Source organism: Mycobacterium botniense (assembly GCF_010723305.1).
Taxonomy (GTDB): Bacteria; Actinomycetota; Actinomycetes; order Mycobacteriales; family Mycobacteriaceae; genus Mycobacterium; species Mycobacterium botniense.
The window spans coordinates 91696-112975 of the sequence record NZ_BLKW01000002.1; the positions used below are offsets into that span (position 1 = coordinate 91696).

General features: G+C 66.1%; 21 protein-coding genes and 1 pseudogene. 18 read left to right on the forward strand and 4 right to left on the reverse strand.

The window, feature by feature from the left end:
- Nucleotides 1-299 precede the first annotated feature (299 nt).
- The 18 genes and pseudogenes from G6N08_RS00705 to G6N08_RS00790 form a co-directional block, all read left to right on the forward strand.
- Nucleotides 300-446 (forward strand): annotated as a pseudogene (locus G6N08_RS00705) (nuclear transport factor 2-like protein); the annotation flags it as partial.
- 23 nt (nt 447-469) lie between these two features.
- Nucleotides 470-1003 (forward strand): YceI family protein, encoded by a 534-nt coding sequence (locus tag G6N08_RS00710; RefSeq protein ID WP_163753325.1) that lies wholly within the window; start codon nt 470-472, stop codon nt 1001-1003.
- 63 nt (nt 1004-1066) lie between these two features.
- A complete protein-coding gene (locus tag G6N08_RS00715; protein WP_163753326.1) occupies nt 1067-1468 on the forward strand; it encodes an Rv3143 family two-component system response regulator in 402 nt (133 codons plus the stop codon).
- A gap of 268 nt (nt 1469-1736) precedes the next feature.
- Nucleotides 1737-2108, forward strand: a complete 372-nt coding sequence (locus tag G6N08_RS00720; protein WP_163753328.1) for an NADH-quinone oxidoreductase subunit A — start codon at nt 1737-1739, stop codon at nt 2106-2108.
- Nucleotides 2109-2117: 9 nt separating this feature from the next.
- Nucleotides 2118-2672: a NuoB/complex I 20 kDa subunit family protein gene (locus G6N08_RS00725; protein WP_163753330.1), complete on the forward strand. Its 555-nt coding sequence runs from the start codon at nt 2118-2120 to the stop codon at nt 2670-2672.
- On the forward strand, nt 2669-3376 hold the full coding sequence (locus G6N08_RS00730; protein WP_163753332.1) for an NADH-quinone oxidoreductase subunit C: 708 nt from the start codon (nt 2669-2671) through the stop codon (nt 3374-3376). The genes G6N08_RS00725 and G6N08_RS00730 overlap by 4 nt, the downstream gene beginning before the upstream one ends.
- A complete protein-coding gene (gene nuoD / locus G6N08_RS00735; RefSeq protein ID WP_163753334.1) occupies nt 3376-4701 on the forward strand; it encodes an NADH dehydrogenase (quinone) subunit D in 1326 nt (441 codons plus the stop codon). The genes G6N08_RS00730 and nuoD overlap by 1 nt, the downstream gene beginning before the upstream one ends.
- Nucleotides 4698-5462: an NADH-quinone oxidoreductase subunit NuoE gene (gene nuoE / locus G6N08_RS00740; RefSeq protein WP_163753337.1), complete on the forward strand. Its 765-nt coding sequence runs from the start codon at nt 4698-4700 to the stop codon at nt 5460-5462. The genes nuoD and nuoE overlap by 4 nt, the downstream gene beginning before the upstream one ends.
- The gene (gene nuoF, locus G6N08_RS00745) at nt 5459-6784 is read left to right on the forward strand and encodes an NADH-quinone oxidoreductase subunit NuoF (protein ID WP_163753339.1); all 1326 of its coding nucleotides are present in this window, start codon (nt 5459-5461) and stop codon (nt 6782-6784) included. Before nuoE ends, nuoF begins: the two co-directional genes overlap by 4 nt.
- 41 nt (nt 6785-6825) lie before the next feature.
- Nucleotides 6826-9177, forward strand: a complete 2352-nt coding sequence (locus tag G6N08_RS00750) for an NADH-quinone oxidoreductase subunit G (protein WP_371868979.1) — start codon at nt 6826-6828, stop codon at nt 9175-9177.
- Nucleotides 9174-10442, forward strand: a complete 1269-nt coding sequence (gene nuoH, locus G6N08_RS00755; RefSeq protein WP_163753344.1) for an NADH-quinone oxidoreductase subunit NuoH — start codon at nt 9174-9176, stop codon at nt 10440-10442. Before G6N08_RS00750 ends, nuoH begins: the two co-directional genes overlap by 4 nt.
- Nucleotides 10435-10977: an NADH-quinone oxidoreductase subunit NuoI gene (nuoI, locus tag G6N08_RS00760; protein ID WP_163753345.1), complete on the forward strand. Its 543-nt coding sequence runs from the start codon at nt 10435-10437 to the stop codon at nt 10975-10977. The genes nuoH and nuoI overlap by 8 nt, the downstream gene beginning before the upstream one ends.
- Before the next feature lie 11 nt (nt 10978-10988).
- Complete coding sequence (locus G6N08_RS00765) at nt 10989-11756, forward strand: NADH-quinone oxidoreductase subunit J (RefSeq protein WP_163756486.1); 768 nt, start codon at nt 10989-10991, stop codon at nt 11754-11756.
- Complete coding sequence (nuoK, locus tag G6N08_RS00770) at nt 11753-12052, forward strand: NADH-quinone oxidoreductase subunit NuoK (protein ID WP_163753347.1); 300 nt, start codon at nt 11753-11755, stop codon at nt 12050-12052. Before G6N08_RS00765 ends, nuoK begins: the two co-directional genes overlap by 4 nt.
- A gap of 10 nt (nt 12053-12062) precedes the next feature.
- Complete coding sequence (nuoL, locus tag G6N08_RS00775; protein WP_163753349.1) at nt 12063-13946, forward strand: NADH-quinone oxidoreductase subunit L; 1884 nt, start codon at nt 12063-12065, stop codon at nt 13944-13946.
- A complete protein-coding gene (locus tag G6N08_RS00780; RefSeq protein ID WP_163756487.1) occupies nt 13943-15499 on the forward strand; it encodes an NADH-quinone oxidoreductase subunit M in 1557 nt (518 codons plus the stop codon). Before nuoL ends, G6N08_RS00780 begins: the two co-directional genes overlap by 4 nt.
- Nucleotides 15496-17118 (forward strand): NADH-quinone oxidoreductase subunit NuoN, encoded by a 1623-nt coding sequence (gene nuoN / locus G6N08_RS00785; protein ID WP_163753351.1) that lies wholly within the window; start codon nt 15496-15498, stop codon nt 17116-17118. The genes G6N08_RS00780 and nuoN overlap by 4 nt, the downstream gene beginning before the upstream one ends.
- A 53-nt stretch (nt 17119-17171) precedes the next feature.
- A complete protein-coding gene (locus G6N08_RS00790; RefSeq protein WP_163753353.1) occupies nt 17172-18149 on the forward strand; it encodes an amidohydrolase family protein in 978 nt (325 codons plus the stop codon).
- Nucleotides 18150-18245: 96 nt separating this feature from the next.
- Here G6N08_RS00790 and G6N08_RS00795 read toward each other — a convergent pair whose 3' ends face one another.
- The 4 genes from G6N08_RS00795 to G6N08_RS00810 all read right to left on the reverse strand — a co-directional run bounded on the left by G6N08_RS00795 (nt 18246) and on the right by G6N08_RS00810 (nt 21278).
- Nucleotides 18246-18467 (reverse strand): three-helix bundle dimerization domain-containing protein, encoded by a 222-nt coding sequence (locus tag G6N08_RS00795; RefSeq protein WP_163753355.1) that lies wholly within the window; start codon nt 18465-18467, stop codon nt 18246-18248.
- Nucleotides 18468-18601: 134 nt separating this feature from the next.
- On the reverse strand, nt 18602-19045 hold the full coding sequence (locus G6N08_RS00800; protein ID WP_163753357.1) for a hypothetical protein: 444 nt from the start codon (nt 19043-19045) through the stop codon (nt 18602-18604).
- Nucleotides 19042-20307: a DUF58 domain-containing protein gene (locus G6N08_RS00805; RefSeq protein WP_163753359.1), complete on the reverse strand. Its 1266-nt coding sequence runs from the start codon at nt 20305-20307 to the stop codon at nt 19042-19044. Before G6N08_RS00805 ends, G6N08_RS00800 begins: the two co-directional genes overlap by 4 nt.
- Nucleotides 20304-21278 (reverse strand): AAA family ATPase, encoded by a 975-nt coding sequence (locus tag G6N08_RS00810; RefSeq protein WP_163753361.1) that lies wholly within the window; start codon nt 21276-21278, stop codon nt 20304-20306. Before G6N08_RS00810 ends, G6N08_RS00805 begins: the two co-directional genes overlap by 4 nt.
- Nucleotides 21279-21280 lie beyond the last annotated feature (2 nt).

Below are 21280 nucleotides of genomic sequence, written 5' to 3' on the forward strand. Positions count from 1 at the left end.
CCGGCCGGCGAATCGGGCCGGCCTAACGCGCGACGACAAAAACAGAGCTTGCCGCTACTTGCCGCTCAATGCGTCGAGACTCTCTATCCGGGCAAGCCGTGGACAGAGCTGGACTATCTGTGCGGTCCGATCACCTGCCTGCCGCTATCTCAGCAACCTTCAGAGCGCTGTTGGCCGCCGAACGCCGACTCGACGTGCGTGACGCAAGCATCTTGGCGGTTTCGTGATCAATCCCCGACAGCTCCGACAGGTTTTCGCGGGCTCAGGCGACCGCCAGCTGTTCCCCAACGGCCGCGTCCCAGCAGCAGGTCCGGCACACCACCGGCCGCGATGCCGGATCGATCTCCATGCGCGTGTGCATCGTGATTAAGTTGAGTGTCGACGCCCTGATCAGCCGCATCGACGAGTACTTCGACCCGGCCGGGCTCGCCCCGCCGATGAGCTAGCGGAGCACTGCGCGGAGGTGCTGATGACCACGCTGGAGACCTTGCTGAGCGATCCGGACACCGTGGGGGTGTGGAACCTCATCCCCGAGCGGTCGACCATCGCGTTCCGCACCAAGAACATGTGGGGGCTGATGAGCGTCACAGGTCAGTTCACTGAGTTCAGCGGCGATGGGCAGCTTACCCGCAAGGGCGCGGTTTTCGGGCGTGTCGACATCCAGGCGGCGTCGCTGCGTACCGGTATCCGCCGTCGCGACGAGCATCTGCGCTCAGCCGACTTCTTCGACGTGGAGCACTTCCCGGAGATCAGTGTGGTCGTGACCGGCCTGCAGCCGACCACCGACGGCGGTGCTGACCTGCGGGCCAGCTTCACGGTCAAAGGCATCACCGCGTCGCTGCCGCTGCCGGTGACGATCACCGAGCTCGCCGATGGCTCGGTGCGGATATCGGGGACAACCCAGGTCGACCGAGCCCAATTCGGGCTCGGCTGGAACAAACTCAACATGATCGCCAAGACCACGACCGCATCGGCCGACGTCATCTTTGTGCGCGCGCCCTAGCAGCCCGACTCCTGCCCGCCCGGCCACACGGCTGCCCTTGGGCCGGGCAGTAGCATCTGCTGCGTGCCTGCCTCCACCGATGCCCTGCGGATCCTGGTGTACAGCAGCAACCCCAAAACCCGTGAACAGGTGATGCTGGCATTGGGCAACCGTCTGCACCCCGATCTGCCCGAGCTGAGCTACGTCGAGGTGGCCACCGCGCCTATGGTGCTGCGCCAGATGGATGCCGGCGGCATCGACCTGGCCATTCTCGACGGGGAGGCGACACCGGCCGGTGGGATCGGCATCGCCAAACAGCTCAAAGACGAGCTGGCAGACTGCCCGCCGATCGTCGTACTCATCGGGCGCGAAGACGACGCGTGGCTGGCCAACTGGTCGCGCGCGGAGGCCGCCGTGCCCCATCCGGTCGACCCCATCGTGCTGGCCCGGACAGTGCTCGGACTGCTCCGCGCGCCGGTGCAATGAGCGCCGCCGCAACCGGCCGACATCCTCACCGCGGGATCTGAACGCGTCAACGAGCAAGCCGCCGTTGGTTGTTCGCAGCAGTCCGGTTGGTGCTCGATGACGACACGCGGTACGCGGCAACCCGGTGCCGCGCACCGTCCTGCCGTGGTTGAGTGCTGTGGTTGAGCTCACAGCCAGACCCCTGAGCGAACCTGTGGACGAGATCGCTAGGCTGTGGTTGACCTCACAGCAGTCGACGACGACAACATCGAGGGAGCGGCCGCGCAGGATGAACGTGTATGTACCCATCCTGGTGTTAGGGGGGCTGGCGACCGTTTTCGCCGTGTTCTCAGTGGTTGTGGCAAATGTTGTCGGCCCGTCCCGCTACAACCGGGCGAAGCTGGAGGCTTATGAGTGCGGGATCGAGCCGGTGCAATCGGCTGCGGCGCGAACCACCAGCGGGCACCGTTTCCCGGTGAAGTACTACTTGACCGCCATGTTGTTCATCGTGTTCGACATCGAGATCGTGTTCTTGTATCCCTGGGCGGTCAGTTACGACATGTTGGGGGTTTTCGCGCTGGTCGAAATGGCGGTTTTTGTGCTCACGGTGTTCGTGGCCTACGCGTACGTGTGGCGCCGCGGCGGCTTGACCTGGGATTGAGGGTAGGACGTGGGTCTTGAGGAGGCGCTGCCCGGCGGAATCCTGCTATCGACTGTGGAAAAGGTAGCAGGATATGTGCGCAAGAATTCGTTGTGGCCGGCGACCTTCGGGTTGGCCTGCTGCGCGATCGAGATGATGTCGACGGCCGGGCCGCGCTTTGATATCGCACGTTTTGGCATGGAGCGGTTTTCGGCGACACCACGGCAAGCGGATCTGATGATCGTGGCCGGCCGGGTCAGCCAGAAGATGGCGCCGGTGCTGCGTCAGATCTACGACCAGATGGTTGAACCGAAATGGGTTTTGGCCATGGGTGTGTGCGCATCCTCGGGGGGCATGTTCAACAACTACGCCGTCGTGCAGGGCGTGGATCACGTGGTGCCGGTGGACATCTACCTGCCGGGTTGCCCGCCGCGCCCGGAGATGCTGCTGCATGCCATTCTCAAGCTGCACGAGAAGATCGCCGAAATGCCACTCGGGGTTAATCGTGAGCGCGCCATCGCCGAAGCTGAACAGGCGGCGCTGGCGGCCACGCCGACGATCGAAATGCGCGGACTGTTGCGATGAGTTCACCGGAGCACCAACCGCACCCGGGCACCGGCCGGTTCGAGCAGGAAGTGATCGATGTGCGCCGCGGCATGTTCGGCGTTCGCGACACCGGCGACACCTCCGGCTACGGGCGCCTGGTGCGGCAGGTCGCACTGCCCGGTAGCAGCCCGCGCCCCTATGGCGGCTATTTCGACGAGGTCGTCGACCGGCTAGCCGAAGCGCTGAACCGCCACGGCATCGAATTCAGCGATGCTATCGAGAAAGTCGTGGTGTACCGCGACGAACTGACCCTGCATGTCCGCCGGGAACTGCTGCCCCAGGTCGCCCAGCGGCTCCGCGACGAACCGGCCCTGCGGTTCGAACTGTGCCTGGGCGTCAACGGTGTGCACTATCCGCACGAGACCGGCCGCGAGCTGCACGCCGTCTACCCGCTGAGGTCGATCACCCACAACCGTCGTATCCGGCTGGAAGTGTCTGCGCCCGATGATGATCCGCATATTCCGTCGTTGTTTTCCGTCTACCCGACCAACGACTGGCATGAGCGCGAGACCTACGATTTCTTCGGCATCATCTTCGACGGGCACCCCTCGTTGACCCGCATCGAGATGCCCGACGACTGGGTGGGGCATCCGCAACGCAAGGATTATCCGCTCGGCGGCATCCCGGTCGAGTACAAAGGCGCGCAGATCCCGCCACCCGATCAGCGGAGGGCCTACAACTGATGAGCGAATCTACCCGCACGCCCGGGGATTCGGGTGACAGTGTTGTCGCCGTCGTCGGCGGACAGGACTGGGACCAGATCGTCGAAGCCGCCCGCAACGTCGATCCCGGTGAACGCATTGTGGTCAACATGGGCCCCCAGCACCCCTCCACCCACGGAGTGCTTCGGTTGATCCTGGAGATCGAAGGCGAAACGGTCACCGAAGCGCGGTGCGGAATCGGCTATCTGCACACCGGGATCGAAAAAAACCTGGAATACCGCTACTGGGCGCAGGGCGTGACATTTGTGACCCGGATGGACTATCTGTCACCGTTTTTCAACGAAACCGCCTATTGCCTGGGTGTAGAGAAGTTGCTGGGCATCACCGAGGAGATTCCCGAGCGCGCCAACGTCATCCGGGTGATGTTGATGGAGCTCAACCGGATCTCGTCACATCTGGTGGCGTTGGCCACCGGCGGTATGGAACTGGGCGCCATGACGGCGATGTTTCTCGGCTTTCGGGAACGTGAACTGGTGCTCAACATCTTCGAGACCATCACCGGGCTGCGAATGAACCACAACTACATTCGGCCGGGCGGACTCGCGCAAGACCTGCCGCCACAGGCCGTCAACCAGATCCGGGAATTTTTGCAGCTGATGCCCCGCCGGCTGCGCGACATGGAGAATCTGCTCAACGACAACGACATCTGGAAGGCACGCACCTGCGGCATCGGGTTTTTGGATCTGACCGGGTGTATGGCGCTGGGTGTCACCGGCCCCGTTCTGCGCGCGACCGGGCTGCCCCACGACCTGCGCCGGGCCGAGCCGTACTGCGGGTATGAGAACTATGAATTCGACGTTGTTACCGAAAACACGTGTGATGCTTACGGGCGCTACATGATTCGCGTTAACGAAATCAAAGAGTCGCTGAAGATCGTCGAGCAGTGCCTGGACAAGTTACGGCCCGGGCCCGTCATGGTCACCGACCGCAAGATCGGCTGGCCGGCCGACCTGAAAGAGGGCCCGGACGGCCTGGGCAACTCACCGCAGCACGTCGCCAAGATCATGAGCAGCTCGATGGAAGCGCTGATCCACCACTTCAAACTGGTCACCGAGGGTATCCGCGTGCCGGCCGGCCAGGTGTACGTCGCGGTGGAATCACCGCGCGGCGAGTTGGGCGTACATATGGTCTCCGACGGCGGCACCCGCCCCTACCGGGTGCACTACCGGGATCCGTCGTTCACCAACCTGCAAGCAGTGGCCGCGATGTGCGAGGGCGGCATGGTTGCCGATGTGATCGCCGCGGTCGCCAGCATCGACCCGGTTATGGGCGGGGTGGACCGATGACCGGCGAGCCGGTGTTTGTGCGTCTCGGACCACCACCCGAAGAGCCCGGCCAGTTCGTGGTCGACGGCGCCCCACACTCATATCCTCCGCAGGTGCGGGCGCGCCTGGAAGTCGATGCCAAGGAGATCATCAGCCGCTACCCCAATCCACGCTCAGCGATTTTGCCGCTGCTGCATCTGGTGCAGGCCGAAGACTCCTACCTGACGCCGGCGGGTCTGCAGTTCTGCGGTGAACAACTGGGACTGACCGGAGCCGAGGTGGCGGCGGTGGCCAGCTTCTACACCATGTTCCGGCGCGCGCCCACCGGCGAGTATCTGGTCGGGGTTTGCACCAACACGCTGTGCGCCATCATGGGCGGGGACGCCGTATTCGACGCGCTGGTCAACCACCTGGGCATCCGCCACGACCAGACCACACCCGACGGCAAGATCACCCTGCAACACATCGAATGCAACGCGGCCTGCGATTACGCGCCGGTGGTGATGGTGAACTGGGAATTCTTCGATAACCAGACACCCGAGTCGGCACGCGAACTCGTCGATGCCCTGCGTAGCGGCACCCCCCCCACACCGACTCGCGGTGCCCCGCTGTGCCCATTCCGCCGCGCATCGCGGATTTTGGCGGGCTTCCCCGACCCCCGCCCCGACCAGGGCCAGGGCGGTGCGGGCGCGGCCACGCTGGCCGGTCTGCGGATAGCGCAGCGCCAAGACATGCAGGCGCCACCGCCGCCCGCCGCAGCTGCCGAGGAGGACAAGAAATGACGGTGGCGACACCCTTGACACCGGTGCTGAGCCGTTACTGGGACGATCCGGAATCATGGACGTTGCAGACCTATCGCCGCCACGACGGTTATCGCGCGTTGCACAAGGCTCTCGCGATGGAACCCGACGCGGTGATCAAGACCGTCAAGGATTCCGGGCTGCGCGGCCGCGGCGGTGCCGGTTTCTCCACCGGCACCAAATGGTCGTTCATCCCGCAAGGTGACACCGGCCCCGGCGCCAAACCGCACTATCTGGTGATCAACGCCGACGAGTCCGAACCGGGCACGTGCAAGGACATCCCGTTGCTGCTGGCCACCCCGCATGTGCTCATCGAAGGCGCTGTCATCTGCGCGTATGCGATTCGGGCCAGCCACGCGTTCATCTACGTGCGCGGGGAGGTGATCCCGGTCCTGCGGCGGCTGCAGAACGCGGTGGCCGAAGCCTACGCTGCGGGCTACCTGGGTCGTGATATCGCCGGGTCGGGCTACAACCTGGAGATGGTGGTGCACGCCGGCGCGGGCGCCTACATCTGCGGCGAGGAGACCGCGCTGCTCGATTCGTTAGAAGGCCGGCGCGGTCAGCCGCGGCTACGCCCGCCGTTTCCGGCGGTGTCGGGCCTGTACGGGTGTCCGACGGTGATCAACAACGTCGAGACCATCGCCAGCGTGCCGGCGATCATTCTGGGCGGCGTGGACTGGTTCCGGTCCATGGGCAGCGAAAAATCGCCGGGATTCACGCTGTATTCGCTGTCTGGGCATGTGACCCGCCCGGGCCAATACGAGGCCCCCCTGGGTATCACGTTGCGCGAGCTGCTCGATTACGCCGGTGGCGTGCGGGCCGGGCACCGGTTGAAGTTCTGGACGCCGGGCGGATCGTCGACACCGATCCTGACCGAGGAGCACCTCGACGTGCCGCTGGACTACGAGCATGTCGGGGCGGCCGGCTCCATGCTGGGCACCAAGGCGCTGCAGATTTTCGACGAGACCACCTGTGTGGTGCGCGCGGTGCGGCGCTGGACCCAGTTTTACAAACACGAATCCTGCGGCAAATGCACGCCGTGCCGCGAAGGCACCTTCTGGCTGGACCAGATCTATGAGCGGCTGGAAACCGGCAGGGGCACCGACGAGGATCTGCAGAAGCTGCTCGACATCAGCGACATCCTTTTCGGAAAATCGTTCTGCGCGTTGGGTGATGGTGCGGCTATGCCGGTGGCCTCGTCACTGAAGTACTTCCGCGACGAGTATGTCGCCCACATCGAAGGCGGCGGCTGCCCGTTCGATCCGTTCGAGTCGATGCTCACGACGAACGGAGGACACGCGTGACGCTGCACGCTGACGCGGAAAACAAAGTAGCCCAGCCCGAGATGGTGACGCTGTCGATCGACGGCGTCGAGGTGAGTGTTCCCAAGGGCACGTTGGTGATTCGCGCTGCCGAGTTGGCGGGAATCGAGATTCCGCGGTTTTGCGACCACCCGCTGCTGGACCCGGTGGGAGCCTGCCGGCAGTGCCTGGTCGAGATCGAGGGCCAGCGCAAACCAATGGCGTCGTGCACCACCGTCGCGACTGAGGACATGGTGGTGCGCACCCAGCTCACCTCCGAGGCCGCCGACAAAGCCCAGCAGGGGGTGATGGAGCTCCTGCTGATCAACCATCCGCTGGACTGCCCGATGTGCGACAAGGGCGGTGAGTGCCCGCTGCAGAACCAGGCGATGTCGGCCGGCCGCCCCGATTCCCGGTTCACCGACGTCAAACGCACGTTCGCCAAACCGATCAGTATCTCCTCGCAGGTGCTGCTGGACCGCGAGCGCTGCATCTTGTGCGCTCGCTGCACCCGGTTCTCGCAGCAGATCGCCGGCGACCCGTTCATCGAAATGCTGGAACGCGGTGCGCTGCAGCAGGTTGGCATCTACACACGCGAACCGTTCGAATCCTATTTTTCGGGCAACACCGTGCAGATCTGCCCGGTGGGTGCGTTGACCGGGATGGCCTACCGATTCCGGGCCCGCCCGTATGACCTGGTGTCGACCCCGAGTGTGTGTGAGCACTGCGCCTCCGGATGCGCGCAGCGCACCGATCACCGTCGCGGCGTGGTGTTGCGTCGGCTGGCCGGTGACGACCCGGAGGTCAACGAGGAGTGGAACTGCGATAAAGGCCGGTGGGCGTTCACCTACGCCGCCCAGCCCGACCGGATCACCACTCCCCTGCTCCGCGACGGTGGTTCGCTGGTGCCGGCGTCGTGGCCGCAGGCGCTGGAGGCCGCGGCCGAGGGGCTGAGGGCGGCCCGCGGGCGCACCGGCGTGCTGATCGGTGGCCGGCTGACCGTGGAGGACGCTTACGCCTACGCGAAGTTCGCGCGGATCGCGCTGCACACCAACGACATCGACTTTCGCGCCCGCCCGCATTCACGCGAGGAGGTCGAGTTCTTGGCGGCTCGTGTCGCGGGGCGGCCGATGGCGGTGACCTATTCCGACCTGGAAACCGCCCCGGTGGTGCTGCTGGTCGGATTCGAGCCCGAAGACGAGTCACCGATCGTGTTTTTGCGGCTGCGTAAGGCGGTGCGAAAACATGGGCTCCGGGTCTATGCCGTCGCCGCGTTCGCCAGCAGGGGGCTGCAGAAGATGTCGGGCCGGCTGATCAAAACCGTTCCCGGCGCCGAGGCGGCGGTGCTGGATGGGCTCGCGATGGGCGAGGTGGGAGATCTGCTGAGCCTGCCCGGCGCGGTCATCATGGCGGGAGAACGGCTCGCCAGCGCACCTGGCGCATTGTCCGCGGCGGCCCGGCTGGCCGACACCACCGGAGCCAGGCTGGTGTGGGTGCCGCGGCGCGCCGGGGAACGCGGCGCGCTGGAGGCAGGGGCGCTGCCGGTGCTGTTGCCCGGCGGGCGCCCGCTGACCGACCCCACCGCGCGTTCCCAGGTGTGCACGGCGTGGCATATCAGCGACGTGCCTGCTACCCCGGGGCGGGACACCGACGGGATACTCGCCGCGGCCACCGACGGGACGCTGGGTGCGCTGCTGATCGGCGGTGTCGAGCCCGCCGACTTGGCTGATCCGCACGCCGCGCTGGCCGCACTGGACGCCGCTGGTTTCGTGGTCAGCCTGGAGCTGCGGCACAGCGCCGTCACCGAACGCGCCGATGTCGTCTTCCCGGTCGCCGCGGTGGCCGAGAAGCCTGGCAGTTTCGTCAACTGGGAAGGCCGGTATCGCAGTTTCGGTGCCGCGCTGCCGGAGAGCATGACGCCCGACCTGCGGGTGCTGGACGCACTGGCCGAAGAGATGGGCGTCGATTTGGCGCTTCCCAGCGCCGACGCCGCCCGCGCCGAGCTCAGCCGGCTGGGCTGCTGGGACGGACCGCGTCCCACCGACCCCGACGTCCGGGCCGCCCAGCCGCCGCGGCCCGGTCCGGGCGAGGCTGTGCTGGCAGGGTGGCGGACGCTGCTGGACTGTGGTCGCCTGCAGGACGGTGAACCGCACCTGGCCGGTACCGCCCGCACACCGGTGGTGCGGCTGTCGGCCGACACCGCGGCCGAGATCGGCGCCGCCGAGAACGACCCGGTGACCGTCAGCACGAGCCGCGGCTCGATCACCCTGCCGCTGACCGTCACCGATATGCCCAACCGGGTGGCCTGGCTGCCGCTGAACTCACCGGGTTCGGCGGTACACGAATCGCTCGGCGTCACAACCGGCGGGGTGGTGCGACTGGGAGCGGGCTCATGAGCGGTTTCGGGCACGACACCTGGTGGCTGGTCGCGGGCAAGGCGATCGCCGTCTTCGGGTTCCTGGTGCTCACCGTGCTGGCCGCGATCCTGCTCGAACGTAAGCTGCTGGGCCGCATGCAGATGCGGTACGGCCCCAACCGGGTTGGGCCGCACGGACTGTTGCAGAGCCTGGCTGACGGTATCAAGCTGGCGCTCAAGGAGGGCATCGTGCCGGCCGGCGTCGAGCGCCCGGTGTACCTGCTGGCGCCGATTATCTCGACCATTCCGGCCATCACCGCGTTTGCGTTTATCCCGTTCGGTCCCCAGGTCTCGGTTTTGGGTCACCGCACACCGTTGCAGATGACCGATCTGCCGGTGGCGGTGCTGTTCATCCTGGCGCTGTCATCGATCGGGGTGTATGGGATCGTGCTCGCCGGGTGGTCGTCGGGGTCCACCTATCCGCTGCTGGGTGGGGTCCGCTCCACCGCCCAGGTGATCTCCTATGAAGTCGCGATGGGGCTGTCGTTCGCCACGGTATTCCTGTATGCGGGCACCATGTCCACCTCGGCGATTGTGTCCGCCCAACACGGCGTGTGGTATGTGTTTTTGCTGCTGCCCTCGTTTCTGGTTTATCTCATCTCCATGGTGGGTGAAACCAACCGCGCCCCTTTCGATCTGCCCGAAGCCGAGGGCGAGCTGGTGGCCGGTTTTCACACCGAGTACTCGTCGCTGGAGTTCGCGATGTTTTATCTGGCCGAGTACATCAACATGACCACGGTGTCGGCGCTGGCGGCGACCCTGTTCTTCGGCGGCTGGCACGCGCCGTGGCCGGTGAACATGTGGGCCGGCGCCAACAGCGGCTGGTGGCCACTGCTGTGGTTCACCGCCAAGGTGTGGGGCTTTTTGTTCGTCTACTTCTGGCTGCGGGCCACCCTGCCGCGGCTGCGCTACGACCAGTTCATGGCGCTGGGGTGGAAGATCCTCATCCCGGTGTCGCTGATGTGGACGATGATCGCGGCGGTCATCCGCACCGCACGCGATCAGGGTTATGCGCATTGGACGGCCGCCCTGGCGGTCAGCAGCCTCGCCGTCGCCGCCGTGCTGCTGCTGAGTTTGCGAATGCCTTACGGCGCCTTGAGTACTCGCCGCCTCGAGCGGGAGCTGCGCGAGTGGGCACGCCGAAACGCCGTCGCCGGCGCTGGATTCCCCACACCGCCGCTGCCCGGGGAGGGCCTGCCGCGGCCACAACCGGCCACGGTGACCAAGGAGGACGCAGATGGCTAAATTCCTCGACGCCATCGCCGGATTCGGTGTCACGTTATCGGCGATGTTCAAACGCCCGGTCACCGAACAGTATCCGGAGAAGCCGGGCCGGGTGGCGCCGCGCTATCACGGCCGCCATCAGCTCAACCGCTATCCCGACGGCTTGGAGAAATGCATCGGCTGCGAGTTGTGCGCGTGGGCCTGCCCGGCCGACGCGATCTACGTCGAAGGCGCTGACAACACCGACGAGGAGCGGTATTCGCCGGGGGAACGCTACGGCCGGGTGTATCAGATCAACTATCTGCGCTGCATCGGTTGCGGTTTGTGCGTCGAAGCCTGCCCGACCCGGGCCCTGACCATGACCAACGACTACGAAATGGCCGACGACAACCGCGCTGATCTGATCTATGAAAAAGACCGGTTGCTGGCACCCCTGGAACCCGGGATGACCCCGCCGCCGCATCCGCGGGCCCCGGGCGCCACCGATCGCGACTACTACCTGGGCAATGTGACCGCAGCGGGGCTGCGCGGCACACAGACGGCAGGCACCCGATGATGACCGTGCACCTGACCGCCCAACTGGCCGCGGACACGCTGAGCCGAACGTCCAGCGGTGAGGCGATCGCGTTTTGGGTCCTGGGTGCACTCGCGGTGATCGGCGCGCTGGGGGTGGTGGCCGCCGCCAACGCCGTGTACTCGGCGATGTTTCTGGCGATGACGATGATCATCCTGGCGGTGTTCTACCTGGTCCAGGATGCGCTGTTTTTGGGCGTGGTGCAGGTCGTGGTCTACACCGGCGCGGTGATGATGCTGTTTTTGTTCGTGTTGATGCTGATCGGTGTGGATTCGGCGGAGTCCCTGGTGGAGACGCTGCGCGGGCAGCGGGTGGCCGCGGTCGCGGCCGGTGTCGCGTTCGGGGTGCTGCTGATCGCGGTCATCGGCTCGACCACCACCACGTTCAGCGGGCTGAGCAAAGCCAACGCCGGCGGCAACGTCACCGGTTTGGCGGTGCTGATCTTCTCCCGCTACCTGTGGGCGTTCGAGCTGACCAGTGCCCTGTTGATCACCGCGGCCATCGGGGCGATGGTGCTGGCGCACAAGGAGCGTTTCGAACGCCGCAAAACACAGCGGGAGCTGTCGGTCGAACGTTTCCGGCCCGGCTCGTACCCCACCCCGCTGCCCAGCCCCGGTGTCTACGCCCGCCATAATGCGGTCGACATGGCCGCGCGGCTGCCCGACGGCTCCTACTCACCGTTGTCGGTTCCGCGGGTACTGCAGCGTCACGGCAGCGGCGGTGCGGTCAACGGCGCAAGCAGTGAGGACGGCGCGTCATGAATCCCGCGAACTACCTGTATTTGTCGGCGCTGTTGTTCACCATCGGCGCGGCCGGTGTGTTGTTGCGGCGCAACGCGATCGTGATGTTCATGTGCATCGAGCTGATGCTCAACGCGGTCAACCTGGCGTTCGTCACGTTCGCCCGGATGCACGGCAACCTGGACGGACAGATGATCGCGTTCTTCACGATGGTGGTAGCTGCTTGTGAGGTCGTCGTCGGTTTGGCGATCATCATGGCGATTTTCCGCACCCGCAAATCGGCGTCGGTGGACGACGCGAATCTCCTGAAAGGCTAGACGCGCCACGATGACACTCTTCACCTGGCTGCTCGTCGCGTTGCCGGCAGCGGGTGCGGCGATCCTGCTGCTCGGGGGCCGGCGCACCGACCGGTGGGGACATCTGCTGGGTTGTGCGGCCGCGACGGCGTCGTTCGGTGTGGGCGTGCTGCTGCTCGCCGAGATGCTCAGCCGGCCCGCCGGCGCGCGGGTCATCCACACCACGGCGTTCAGGTGGGTCCCGGTCGGCGCACTGCAAGTCGACTTCGGTTTTCAGATCGACCAGTTGTCAATATGTTTCGTGCTGCTGATCACCGGCGTCGGGTCGCTGATCCACATCTATTCAGTCGGCTACATGGCCGACGACCCTGATCGGCGCCGGTTTTTCGCCTACCTCAACCTGTTTCTGGCCGCGATGCTGTTGTTGGTGGTTGCCGACAACTATCTCGGGCTGTATGTCGGCTGGGAAGGTGTGGGCCTGGCGTCGTACCTGCTGATCGGTTTCTGGTACACCCGGCCCTCGGCGGCGACTGCCGCCAAAAAAGCGTTCGTGATGAACCGCGTTGGCGACGCCGGGCTTTCACTGGCGATGTTTGTGATGTTCGTCCAGTTCGGCACCCTGTCGTTTTCCGGGGTGTTCGCCGGGGCCCCGGCTGCGGGGCCGGCGGTGCTGACGGCGATGGGGCTGCTGATGCTGTTGGGTGCGTGCGCCAAGTCCGCGCAAGTGCCGCTGCAGGCCTGGCTGGGGGATGCGATGGAGGGCCCCACTCCGGTGTCAGCGCTGATTCACGCCGCCACCATGGTGACCGCCGGGGTGTATCTGATCGTGCGCTCGGCCCCGGTGTTCAACCTAACCCCGCAAGCGCAGCTGGCCGTGGTCGTGGTGGGTGCGGTGACGTTGTTGTTCGGCGCGATCATCGGTTGCGCCAAAGACGACATCAAGCGCGCGCTGGCCGCCTCCACGATCAGCCAGATCGGGTACATGGTGTTGGCCGCCGGATTGGGTCCGGCCGGTTACGTGTTCGCGATCATGCATCTGCTCACCCATGGGTTCTTCAAAGCGGGCCTGTTTTTGGGATCCGGTGCGGTGATTCACGCGATGAACGACGAGCAGGACATGCGCCGCTACGGGGGGCTGCGCGGCGTGCTGCCGATCACGTTCGCCACCTTCGGGCTGGCGTATCTGGCGATCATCGGGGTACCGCCGTTCGCCGGCTTCTTTTCCAAGGACGCCATCATCGAGGCCGCGGTGAACGCCGGAGCGGTGCGCGGCCCGATTCTGGGTGGTGCGGCACTGCTGGGCGCGGGTATCACCGCGTTCTACATGACCCGAGTCATGCTCTTGACGTTCTTCGGTGACAAGCGTTGGGCGTCTGACGCGCATCCGCACGAAGCCCCGGGCGTGATGACCTGGCCGATGATCCTGCTGGCCGTCGGTTCGGTGTGCGCGGGGGGGCTGCTGGCGATAGGCGGCACCTTACAGCACTGGCTCGAACCGGTCGTGGGGATCCGCGAAGCCCCTCAGCTTGCCCCGGTGTGGGTGACTACGACCGTCACCCTGGCCGTGGTGGGCATCGGCGTCGCGGTGGCGGTGCGGATGTACGCCGCAGCACCCGTTCCCGAGGTGGCCCCTGACGACGTGTCGGTGCTGACCAAAGCGGCGCGCCGAGATCTCTACGGCGATGCCTTCAACGAGGAGGTGTTCATGCGCCCGGGTGCGCAGCTGACGCGCGGATTGGTCGAGATCGATAACGCCGGCGTGGATGGCTCAGTCAACGCGCTGGCCGCGCTGGTGAGCCGGGCCTCAGATCGCCTGCGGGGGTTGCAGACCGGCTTCGCCCGCAGCTACGCCCTGTCGATGCTGGCGGGCGCGGCCCTGGTGGCCGCCGCGATCCTGGCGGTGCACCTATGGTGAGCACCGTCCCGTGGCTGAGCATGCTGTGGCTGGTACCGCTGGCCGGCGCGGTCATGATCATCCTGATGCCCGCTCCGCTGCAGCTGCTCGCCAGGTGGGCGGGGCTGGCGGTCAGCATCGCGGTGCTGGTGGTGGCGATTGTGGTCACCGTCCGGTTCGACAGCGGCGGCGCCCGCTATCAATTCGTCGAAAACCATTCCTGGATACCCGCTTTCGGTGCCGGTTACACGCTGGGTGTAGACGGGATCGCAGTGGTGCTGGTGTTGCTCACCGCGGTGTTGGTGCCGTTGCTGATGCTGGCCGGCTGGCACGACGGCGGCGAACATCCCCGCGGCCCACAGGCTTACATCGCGTTGACGCTGACCGTCGAGTCGATGGTGCTGATTTCGCTGGTCTCGCTGGACGTGTTGCTGTTCTACGTGTTCTTCGAGGCCATGCTGATCCCGATGTATTTCCTTATCGGTGGCTTCGGCCAAGGACCGGGACGTTCGCGTGCAGCGGTGAAGTTCTTGCTGTACAACCTGTTCGGCGGCTTGATCATGCTGGCCGCGGTCATCGGACTATATGTGGTGACCGCGCAGCACATCGGCGGCACCTTTGACTTCCGCGAGATCGTCGCTGCGGTCTCCTCCGGGCGGCTGGGCGTGCAGCCTGCGGTCCTGAAAACCCTGTTTTTGGGTTTCATGTTCGCGTTCGCGATCAAGGCCCCGTTGTGGCCGTTTCACCGCTGGCTTCCCGATGCCGCGGTCGAGGCCCCGCCGGCAACCGCGGTGTTGATGATGGCGGTGATGGACAAGGTCGGAACCTTCGGTATGTTGCGCTATTGTCTGCAGTTGTTCCCCGGCGCCTCAACATATTTCCGGCCAGCCATCGTGGTGCTGGCGGTCATCGGCGTGGTCTACGGCGCGGTCGTGGCGATCGGCCAGACCGACATCATGCGCCTCATCGCCTACACGTCGATCTCCCACTTCGGGTTCATCATCCTGGGCATCTTCGTGATGACCAGCCAAGGCCAGAGCGGGTCGACGCTGTACATGGTCAACCACGGCCTGTCCACCGCGGCGGTGTTCCTGATCGCCGGCTTTTTGATCGCGCGGCGCGGCACCCGCGCCATCGCCGACTACGGCGGGGTGCAGACGGTGGCGCCCGTGCTGGCCGGGACATTCCTGGTCGCGGCACTGGCGACGCTGTCGCTGCCCGGTTTGGCCCCGTTCATCAGCGAATTCCTGGTGCTGATAGGCACGTTCAGCCGCTACTGGCTGGTCGCGGCGTTCGGTGTCACTGCCCTGGTGCTCTCGGCGATCTACATGCTCTGGCTTTACCAGCGGATGATGACCGGCCCCGTCCGGGACGGTAACGAAACCATCCGGGACCTGATGCCGCGCGAAGCGCTCGTCGTCGCGCCACTTATCGCGTTACTGCTGGTGCTGGGAATCTATCCCAAACCGGTGCTGGACCTCATCAACCCCGCGGTTTACCACACCATGACCACCATCGGCGAGCACGATCCCGCGCCCCGCGTGGTCGTGTCAGGCACAGGACCACAGCGATGAGCATGCCGACTCCCAGCGTCGAATACGCATCGCTGAGCCCGACACTCATTGTCTTCGGGGCCGCGGTGCTCGGCGTGCTGGCAGAAGCGTTCCTGCCCCGGCGTTCCCGCTACCCTGCCCAGGTGACGCTGGCTCTCGGCGGGCTGGCCGCCGCGTTCGCCGCGGTGGTCACGCTCGGCACCAAGATCCGCGGAGCCGGTCACACGGCAGTTCTCGGCGCGATGGCCGTGGACCGCGTCACGCTATTTCTGCAAGGCACCGTGGTACTGGTCGCGATCATGGCCGTCATGTTCTTCGCTCAACGTCGTATCGGCACGCCGGGCCCGGGCGCAGCCACCGCGACCGCCGGGACGGTCAGCACCGGCCCGGGCCGCCCAATCATGCCGCGGTTTCCCGGTTTGGACTCCTTTACACCGCAGGCGTCCGCGGCACCCGGCAGCCAAGCCGAACAGCAGGCGATCCGGGCGGGCGTGGCCCAGACCGAGCTGTTTCCACTGACGATGCTGGCCGTCGGTGGGATGCTGGTGTTCCCGGCCGCCAACGACCTTGTGACGATGTTCGTGGCGCTGGAAGTCCTGTCGCTGCCGCTGTACCTTTTGTGCGGGCTCGCGCGTCACCGCCGGCTGCTGTCCCAAGAAGCGGCGCTGAAGTATTTCCTGCTGGGCGCATTCTCGTCAGCGTTCTTCCTCTACGGGGTCGCACTGCTCTACGGGGTGACCGGCACGCTGACCCTGTCCGGCATTCGCGAGGCGCTGGCCGCACACGGGGCCAGCTCGATGGCGCTGGTCGGCGTGGCGCTGCTCGCGGTCGGCCTGCTGTTCAAAGTCGGTGCGGCGCCGTTCCATTCGTGGATTCCCGATGTCTACCAGGGTGCGCCGACTCCGGTCACCGGCTTCATGGCGGCGGCCACCAAGGTTGCGGCGTTCGGCGCGCTGCTGCGGGTGGTCTACGTCGCGTTGCCCCCGCTGCATGATCAGTGGCGGCCGGTGTTGTGGGGGATCTCGATCCTGACCATGGCGGTCGGCACCGTCACCGCGATCAACCAAAGCGATGTCAAACGGATGCTGGCGTATTCGTCGGTGGCGCATGTCGGCTTCATCCTCACCGGCGTGATCGCCGACATTCCGGCCGGCGTGTCCGCGACGATGTTCTACTTGCTCGCCTACAGCTTCAGTACCGTGGGCGCGTTCGCCGTCGCGGGCCTGGTCCGCGGCGCAGATGGTCGAGAGGACGCCGACATGGCGCACTGGGGCGGGCTGGGGCGGCGCTCACCCATTGTGGGCGTGATGTTTTCGATGTTTCTGTTGGCTTTCGCCGGCATCCCTCTGACCAGCGGGTTCGTCAGCAAATTCGCGGTGTTCACAGCGGCCATCGAGGGCGGGGCGGCGCCGTTGGTGATCGTCGGGGTGGTGGCCAGCGGTGTGGCAGCGTACTTCTACGTGCGAGTGATCGTGCTGATGTTCTTCACGGACCCCTCCGCCAACACCCCGCACATCGCGGTGCCCGGCGTGATGAGCAAGGCCGCCATCGCGGTCTGCGCCGCCGTCACCGTCCTCTTGGGGATCATCCCGCAGCCGGTACTCGATCTGGCCGACCACGCCGCACAGCTGGTGCACTGACTCACTGGGCCCGCGTTTAGCATCCGACGCAAGCCCACCGGAATACTGGGTGAATGACACGGACCATCGCGTTGGAGGAGCACTTCTGGACACCCGAATTAGCCGCGCCGGCGGGGACGGGGGTTCTCAACATCCCGGGGTGGGGCCGGCGGCTTGGTGACCGATTGGCCGATCTCGGGCAATTACGGTTGGCGGACATGAACTCCGCCGGGATCGATATGCAGGTAATTTCCCATACCACACCGGCGGCTCAGGGTTTGCCGCCTGCGGAATCGGTGATCCGTGCCCGCGAGGCCAATGACCGGCTGGCCGCAGCGGTGCGCGCCCACCCGGACCGGTTCGCCGGCTTTGCCACCCTGCCGACCGCCGATCCGGCTGCAGCCGCGGATGAGCTGGAGCGTGCGATCACCGAACTGGGGTTCGTCGGCGCCATGATCAACAGCACCCTGGGCAGCAACGGGGTCTTTCTCGACGACGCGCGCTTCGAGCCGCTTCTGGAGCGCGCAGAACACCTCGACGTGCCGATCTACCTCCACCCCTCGTTTCCCCCGGCCAGCGTCGCCGACGTGTTCTACCAAGGGTTGCCGCAGCTCACCGCGATGGCCATTGCCACCGGCGCCTGGGGCTGGCACGCGGAGGCCGGTCTGCATGCGCTGCGGCTGGCGGTGACCGGTGTGTTCGAGCGTCATCCCCGGCTTCGGCTCATCCTGGGCCATTGCGGCGAAATGATCCCGTTCATGCTGGGGCGCATCGACACCCTGCTGCGCCCGGAGTTGACGGGCCTGAAACCACCGTCGGAGTACTTGCTGCGACACGTGTGGATCACCACCAGCGGAATGTTCAGCCTCGCACCCCTGCGCTGCGCCCTGGAGGTGTTCGGTGTCGATCGGGTGCTGTTCAGCGTTGACTACCCCTACAGCGACAACACTTCTGGCCGCGCCCTTTTGGACCAGCTCGACAAGCTGCCGCTCAGCGCCGAAGAGCGGGGCAAAATCGCCGGAGGGAATGCCGGGCGGCTACTGAATCTGTAGCCCGCCGCGGCGCGGTGTCGCACAGCCAGCCCCGGCCAGACACCTCACCCTCAGCGCCGGCCCACGCAACCCCGATCGGCGGGGCCGGACCCCCAGCTAGCCCATACTCTCGTCGCCGTGCGGTGTGCTGAGACTCGTCAGCTCCTCCTCAGCCCGACGCTCGACCAACAACGGGACGAAGTCCCGCACACGAGCGCCATCGAACCGGGCATAGGCATGTTGAATAGCCACCGCAATCTGCTTACGTGGCAACGTCGCATACCGCTGGGCAAGCCGCCGCTCGAGCGCCTCGATCAACACCCCCTCTTCTTGAGGCATCTTCGCATTGTTCGCGGCGAATCCGCCCGCCGTCAATAGGGTGTTCACGAGACCAGCACTTGCCATCAGCGCGGACACGGTGCCGCCAGGCCCCGGGCCAGCGGCTGTGCGTCAAACCGCAACCCCGGGTCTGGTCACCGCAGATAGGGACGGGTGGCCAACGCATAGATCCCGAAGAGTGTCGGCGGTGCCGCCAGCGGTAGCCACGGCAACTGCAGCGGAAACGATGTCGCAACCACCCCCACGAAGGTAAAGCCCACCGCGGCGATCACGGTCGGCACGGTCACGACATCGGCGGGTGTGCGCACCGCATGACGCGCCGCCAGGTAGCCGGTGGCCGACAGTCCCGACAGGGCGGCAAGTACGGGCGAAACATCGGCGAGCGTGAGCACCGACAGGCTGAGCAGCACCGCAAGCGTCGCGGCGGGACGCACCACGATCCCGGCCACGACCGCGACCACGGCCAGCGCTGCCCCGACAAGTACCGGTCCGCGGGCCCCGGCAGCGGCCGGCACCACCATCAGCAGCCCCGCCGCCGTCGAAACGATCCGGGTACCCGGTTGCGCGGCGACAGTCATCTCGTCACCGCCCGGGGCACCTGACGGCGACGATCGGGCACCAGACGCATCGACTCATCCAACGCGCGATCCTCTCGCCAGGCCACCACGTCGACGCCCACCGTCGCCATATCGCGATACATCGCCGAGCGCTGCAGCTCCCACATCCGCTCGACGAGGGGGTCTTGCTGTTCCTCGAACGGGGAACGGTCGAGGACATCGACGGCGACCACGACGTGGCCGCGTTTGCGCAAGTCGATCAGCGCCAGCGCGAATTCGGTCTCCAGCAAAGTGGAGAACGCGACGACGATCGCCCCCGGGGGGACGGCGGCGCGCGGCGCCAGTGTCCCAGTGGTCGTTTCGAAGACGTCGCCGGCGCCGATCACGGTATCGAGCACCCGGTAGAACTGCCGCTGGCCGATGTCGGCGCCGAGCCAGCGCGGGCGGCGTCCGCCGAGCGCCACAATGCCAGCGCGATCGCCGCTGCGCAGCGCAGTTTGCACGACTTGGGCAGCACCGCGGGCGATCCGCTCAGTGGCCCGCGTGGCCGGACCGGGGGCCTGGGCATAGGTGTCGATCAGCACCACCACGTCGGCGGCGCGGTCGCTTAACCGTTGTGTCACATGCAACTTCGCCCGTCGCGCACTCACCGGCCAGTTGACGGTGCGCAGTTGATCGCCGGGCACGTAGGCACGGATGTCGGCGTACTCCACACCGGGCCCGATGTGTCGGGTGAGATGGGTGCCCAGGCGATCGAGCAACTCGGTCCGCGGAATCGGCGTCAGCTGCGGGGCAGCCAACGGAAACACGATGACCTCGGCGGCGTCCACCGCCCCCGCCGCCGCCAGCAGCCCACCCCGCGCCAGCACCTCGACCCTGGCCCGGATGGGATAGCGCCCCCACCGGTCGGCGACTGCGGCGACCGTCTGCCGTCCCGGCGATGTGGCATCGCAGGTCTTTAGTCGCATTCCCGCGACCGCCGACACCGCGAGGTCCAGTGCCGCGGCGTCATGTTGCGTCACCGCCCACACGTTCACGCGGACTTGCTCGGCCTCAAAACAGCGCTGCGAACCGGGCTGTGCGTGAACCCGGATCGCCGGCACCGGCCGCTGCCAGCTGGCCGAGCACAGCACGCCGAGCAGCGGCGCCGCGAACGCGACCAGCTGCCACCGCTGCCCGATCACGGCAGCCGCCAGTGCCGCGGCAGCGCAGGTGGCGATCGCACCGGCCAGTGGCGATGCACGCCAGCGTAATTCGACGTCGGTGTGGCGAGTCTCGGTCACACGGAATCGGTCCCCCCGCGGGCCCGGGGAACCGGCACCCGCCGCAACAGTTCCTCCACCACATCGGCACTCTGGATCTTTCGCACCCACATCTCCGGCCGCAACGTGATTCGATGCGCCATAGCCGGTGTGGCCAGAGCCTTGACGTCTTCGGGAATGACAAAATCCCGGCCGAGCAGTAACGCACGAGCCCGGGCGAGCTGAACCAGGTCGAGTTCTGCGCGCGGGCTGGCGCCGACCGCGACCTGCGGATGGTGGCGAGTGGCGTTGGCCAGCGACACCACATAGCGCAAGACATCCTCGTGTACACTCACCTGCTCGACCGATTCGCGCATGGCCAGCAGTTCATCGGCATCCACCACTTGGTTGACTGTGGGTTCCGCCGAGCCTCGTTCCAGGCGGCGGCGCAACATCGACGCCTCGTCGCGCTCGGAGAGATAGCGCAGTTCGAGCCGGATCGCGAACCGATCCAGCTGCGCTTCGGGCAACGGATAGGTACCTTCGTACTCGATCGGGTTGTCCGTCGCCAGAACGACGAACGGCGTTGGCAATCTGTGGGTTTCGCCGTCGATACTTACCTGGCCCTCGGCCATCGCCTCCAGCAGCGCCGCCTGGGTCTTGGGCGGCGTGCGGTTGATCTCGTCGGCCAGCAGCAGATTGGTGAAGATCGGCCCGGGACGGAACTCGAAGCGGCCCGACTGCATGTCGTAGACGGTCGAGCCGAGCAGGTCCGCGGGCAACAGATCCGGGGTGAATTGCACACGGGTGAACCCAAGTCCCAGCGCGGCCGCGAAGGACCGCGCGATCAGCGTCTTGCCAAGGCCGGGAAGGTCCTCGATGAGTACATGGCCGCGCGCGAGCACCGCGGTGAGAATGAGCGTAAGGGCGAATCGTTTACCGACTACCACACGTTCGATCTCATCGAGCACCGCTTCGCAGTGTGCGGTCGTCGCCGCGGCTGGCATCGTCATAT

Bases quoted from the DNA above. Each gene is read 5' to 3' on its own strand.
- nuoK (WP_163753347.1), top strand. From the start codon at position 11,753: ATGAATCCCGCGAACTACCTGTATTTGTCGGCGCTGTTGTTCACCATC.
- G6N08_RS00750 (WP_371868979.1), top strand. From the start codon at position 6,826: ATGGTGACGCTGTCGATCGACGGCGTCGAGGTGAGTGTTCCCAAGGGC.
- G6N08_RS00795 (WP_163753355.1), bottom strand. From the start codon at position 18,467: ATGCCTCAAGAAGAGGGGGTGTTGATCGAGGCGCTCGAGCGGCGGCTT.
- nuoH (WP_163753344.1), top strand. From the start codon at position 9,174: ATGAGCGGTTTCGGGCACGACACCTGGTGGCTGGTCGCGGGCAAGGCG.
- nuoI (WP_163753345.1), top strand. From the start codon at position 10,435: ATGGCTAAATTCCTCGACGCCATCGCCGGATTCGGTGTCACGTTATCG.
- G6N08_RS00730 (WP_163753332.1), top strand. From the start codon at position 2,669: ATGAGTTCACCGGAGCACCAACCGCACCCGGGCACCGGCCGGTTCGAG.
- G6N08_RS00800 (WP_163753357.1), bottom strand. From the start codon at position 19,045: ATGACTGTCGCCGCGCAACCGGGTACCCGGATCGTTTCGACGGCGGCG.
- G6N08_RS00790 (WP_163753353.1), top strand. From the start codon at position 17,172: ATGACACGGACCATCGCGTTGGAGGAGCACTTCTGGACACCCGAATTA.
- G6N08_RS00710 (WP_163753325.1), top strand. From the start codon at position 470: ATGACCACGCTGGAGACCTTGCTGAGCGATCCGGACACCGTGGGGGTG.
- nuoN (WP_163753351.1), top strand. From the start codon at position 15,496: ATGAGCATGCCGACTCCCAGCGTCGAATACGCATCGCTGAGCCCGACA.
- nuoF (WP_163753339.1), top strand. From the start codon at position 5,459: ATGACGGTGGCGACACCCTTGACACCGGTGCTGAGCCGTTACTGGGAC.
- nuoE (WP_163753337.1), top strand. From the start codon at position 4,698: ATGACCGGCGAGCCGGTGTTTGTGCGTCTCGGACCACCACCCGAAGAG.
- nuoD (WP_163753334.1), top strand. From the start codon at position 3,376: ATGAGCGAATCTACCCGCACGCCCGGGGATTCGGGTGACAGTGTTGTC.
- G6N08_RS00810 (WP_163753361.1), bottom strand. From the start codon at position 21,278: ATGACGATGCCAGCCGCGGCGACGACCGCACACTGCGAAGCGGTGCTC.
- nuoL (WP_163753349.1), top strand. From the start codon at position 12,063: ATGACACTCTTCACCTGGCTGCTCGTCGCGTTGCCGGCAGCGGGTGCG.
- G6N08_RS00720 (WP_163753328.1), top strand. From the start codon at position 1,737: ATGAACGTGTATGTACCCATCCTGGTGTTAGGGGGGCTGGCGACCGTT.